Annotated in this window: 2 protein-coding genes; one reads left to right on the plus strand and one right to left on the minus strand. The window is 75.2% G+C overall.

Annotated elements, in window-relative coordinates:
• Positions 1 to 77: 77 nt before the first annotated feature.
• On the minus strand, positions 78 to 983 hold the full coding sequence (gene pucL / locus ACFXMF_RS30010) for a factor-independent urate hydroxylase (RefSeq protein WP_379992726.1): 906 nt from the start codon (positions 981 to 983) through the stop codon (positions 78 to 80).
• Between the two features lie 385 nt (positions 984 to 1,368).
• Between pucL and ACFXMF_RS30015 the strand changes: the two genes are divergently transcribed.
• A complete protein-coding gene (locus tag ACFXMF_RS30015; RefSeq protein ID WP_380020862.1) occupies positions 1,369 to 3,600 on the plus strand; it encodes a serine/threonine-protein kinase in 2,232 nt (743 codons plus the stop codon).
• The last annotated feature ends 144 nt before the right edge of the window (positions 3,601 to 3,744 follow it).

The following is a 3,744-nucleotide window of genomic DNA, read 5'->3' on the forward strand; positions in this document are numbered from 1 at the left end:
GCGCCATTGGGTGCCCCGCCCCCGCGGCATGCCCGGGACGGGTTGGGAACCCGCCGGCCGCTCCGGCCGGATCGGGTCTACTGCCAGGGCAGGTCGGCGAGCGCCGGTGCCGCGTCGTCGCGCAGGACCGTGCCCTCGATCAGGCCGTACGGCCGATCCGGCACCTGGTAGACCTCGCCCGCGTTGTGCAGACCGAACGCGTCCAGGTCGACCGGCAGATGGTGCTTGTTCGGCAACTCCAGTCGCACCTCGACCGGTTCCTCCCGCTCGGTCAACACCGCCTCGCCCATCGTGTACAGGGTCTGTTGCAGGGACAGGCTGTGCGTCTCGGCGAAGGTCCGCAACAACGTGTCGCGGGTCGCGCCGAACGACGCGTCCCAGTCGGTCGGCGTACCGCCTCCCTCGTCGCCCTCGTCGCGCCGATGCCGCCAACACGCGTGCACGCTGGTGGCCAGCACCCGGTCCCGGGTCGGCGCCAGCGTGGTGTAACGGTCCGTCAGGAAACCGTGGAACTCCGACCCGGTGGACTTGAGCACGGTGACGTCCGCCAGCCCCGAGCAGACCTCGGTACCGGCCGGCCCGTGCACGACACCCGCGTACCGGGAGCCGGCGGCCCGGGTCCACGCGTGCGGATGCGGTCCGTGCGTGCCGGGGACCCGGATCCAGGGATACTCCCGGACGCGCACCCGCGCGGTGTCGATCGGGGTGTACGCGTCGACGAAGTGCCGGGCCAGCCGCAGCCCGAACGCCTCGATCGCGGGCAGCGGTTCGTCCTGCGCGAAGGCGTACACCACCGCGCGCATCGTGTCGGTCGGCACGACATGGGCGTTGTCGCCGCGCAGATGGGTGTCCGCGAGGTCGCCGGACAGCGACACGGACACGTTGAGATCGGCCATTTCGTGCTCGGTCGCGGTGGTCCGGGTGACCCGGACCAGTCGTACCTCGGCCTTGCCGTATCGATTCGGGCCCAGAACGATCGCCATCGGTTCGGCTCCCTCGCCGTGTGGGGTGATGTTGCCGGGTGACACCCGTGTTGTGCCTTTGTGCCGGACGGCTGCGTGACGCACCGGTCGCGGGCCGAACGGCTGCCTGGTCCACGACGGCGCGGTGCAGCCGCTGCGGGGTGAAGCTAGCCGCGCGCGCGGAGCGTGGTCAAAGGCGCGAATCCGGACATGTCCCGCCGGTCCGCGGATGTCGCGGCATCGGCGGACGCCGGTCGACCGGCCGGTCCGGGTCCTCGGTGGGGCCTCGGCTCGCGGGGTAGGCTGCGGCAACAGTCCGCGGGGAGGCGAGACCGACAGGGCCGTTGGCATGCCCTGGAGCCGCTCCCTGCCTTGGCACGGCACGTACGTAGAGGGGGCGGCAGTCATGGATCCGCTGGAGCCGGGCGATCCCGGGGTTGTCGGGCGGTACCGACTGTCGGCCCGGCTGGGTCAGGGCGGCCTGGGGGCGGTGTTCCTCGGGCGCGCGCCCGGCGGTGAGCACGTCGCGGTCAAGCTGGTGCGGCCGGATCTGGCGTCCGACAAGACATTCCTGGAGCGTTTCCGCAAGGACGTCACGACCGCGCAGGAGGTCGGCGGTACCCACGTCGCGCACGTCCTGGACGCGGACCCGGACGGCACTCCGCCGTGGCTGGTCGTCGAGCACGTGGCCGGCCCGTCCCTGGAGACGGCGGTCGCGACGCACGGACCGCTGCCGGAACACACGTTGCGGGCGCTCGGCGCGGGGTTGGCCGAGGGACTCGCGGCGATCCACGAGGCCGATCTGACGCACCGTGACCTCAAGCCCGCGAACGTGTTGCTCGCGGCGGACGGGCCGCGCGTCGCGGATTACGCGCTGGCCCGGGCACTCGGTTCGGCCGGGATGACCCGGACGGGCGTCGTGGACGTGCCCGGACTGCCCGCGCCGGAGCAGGTCACCGGCGGCTCCATAGGCCCGGCGATCGACGTGTTCGCACTGGGCGGGGTGCTGTGCCATGCGGCCGGCGTGGCCCCGTTCGGGGCGGGGTCGGTCGCCGAGATCGCGCAGAAGGTCGTGCGCGAGATGCCGGACCTGGCGGAACTCCCGGACTGGCTGCGCGAGATCGTCGCCGACTGCCTGAAGAAGCGCCCCACCGCGCGGCCTTCGGCGGCGGACCTGGTGGCGCGGTTCGCGGCTGCGGAACCGAGCGAGGATTGGCTTCCGGAAGACGTGGCGGCACTCGCCGCGCTCTCCGCGCTCTCCGCGTCTGCGGATGGCGGCTCGGGCTCGGGCTCGGATGTTGCCGAGCGTGCGGAGGCGGAGTCGGGCGAGGGGGACGACGAGGCGGAGGAGCCGGAGACCGCCGAGGTGCCCGCGCTCGCGGCGCTGGTCGCGCCGGCGCCGGCGGCGATACGCACGGGCAAGGACACCGACGACGACGAGACTCCCGTCGCGACGCCCGCCGCGCGCGGAGCCGGGAAGGGCGCCGGGAAGCCGGCCGCGAAGGCCGACGCGGAGCGGGACGACGACGCGGCGGAAGACGGGGACGACCCGACCCCGGTGGCGACACCCGCGACCCCGGCGGGCAAGCGCGGCAACGCGAAGCCGACGGCGGTCGCCGCCGAGGTCGACGAAGACGCGACTCCGGTGGCGACGCCCGCCGTACGAACGGGCAAGAAGGGCACCGGGAAGCCGGCGGGTGATGCCGACACGGCGGCCGACGCCGACGCGACTCCGGTGGTGACGCCCGCCGCCAAGGTGGGCGGAAAGGGCGCCGGGAAGGCCGGGGCCGACCGGGCGGGCGGCGCCGAAGGCGTGGACGAGGCCGACGACGCGACCCCCGCGGCGACCCCTGCCGCGCGCTCGGGCCGAAAGGACGCCGCCGGGAAGCCGGCGGGCGGGGTGGACGCGGCGGCCGACGCCGACGCACCCCCGGCCGACAAGCCCGCGGCCAGGAAGCCCTACGACGGCGGCGCGCCGGTCCGGGTGCCGGTCATCCGGCGCGGTACCGACGCCGAGACCGTCAAGGTGGCCCGGGACCCGGAGGCGCCCGCGCCCGCCGGCACGGACGACGCGACGGTCAAGGTCGCGCACGGGGCCGCGGCGCCGGCGCCCGGCCGCACCGACGACGAGACCGTCAAGGTCGCCCACGGGGCCACCGCGCCCGCGCCCGGCCGCACCGACGACGAGACCGTCAAGGTCGCCCACGGGGCCGCGGCCCCGCCGACCCCGCGGCTGAGCACGTGGGACGAAGTGCCGCCCGCCGCCCCGCCGATCCCGGCCGGCGCGCCCGTCGCCGCCGCGGCCCAGGCGCCGCCGCTCCCGACCGGCACGCCGTTCCCGCCGGCTCCCGCGCCGGCCGTCGAGCCGCGGCCGGCCAACCCGGTGATCTGGCACGCGGTGATCATGCTCCTCGGGTTGACCGCCGTCGGGATAGGGCTGTTCCGGCTCACCGACTCCGCTTGGCGCGACGCCCAGAACATGGTCATGGGTGTGATCCTGCCCGGCATCTCGGTGTTGGCGGGCCTGGCCGGCCTGGCCACGCTGGTACTGGCCGTGCTCGACGCACGCGGCAAGGCCGCGGCCGGTTCGCCGACCGCCGGCAACCACCCACCGACCGAAGCGAATCGGACACACTGACCGCAGCCCGCGCCCCCGGCCCGGGGGGGGGGGGGGGCCCCCACCCGGCCCCCGTAGGGTTTCCTCAGAAAACAATTGGCGAGCGGGGACAGGGGGGGGCTGGCGGCCCCCGGGGGGGGGGCCCCCCCCCCCGAGAAAACCCCC

This window comes from Embleya sp. NPDC059213 (genome assembly GCF_042754445.1).
Lineage (GTDB): Bacteria > Actinomycetota > Actinomycetes > Streptomycetales > Streptomycetaceae > Embleya.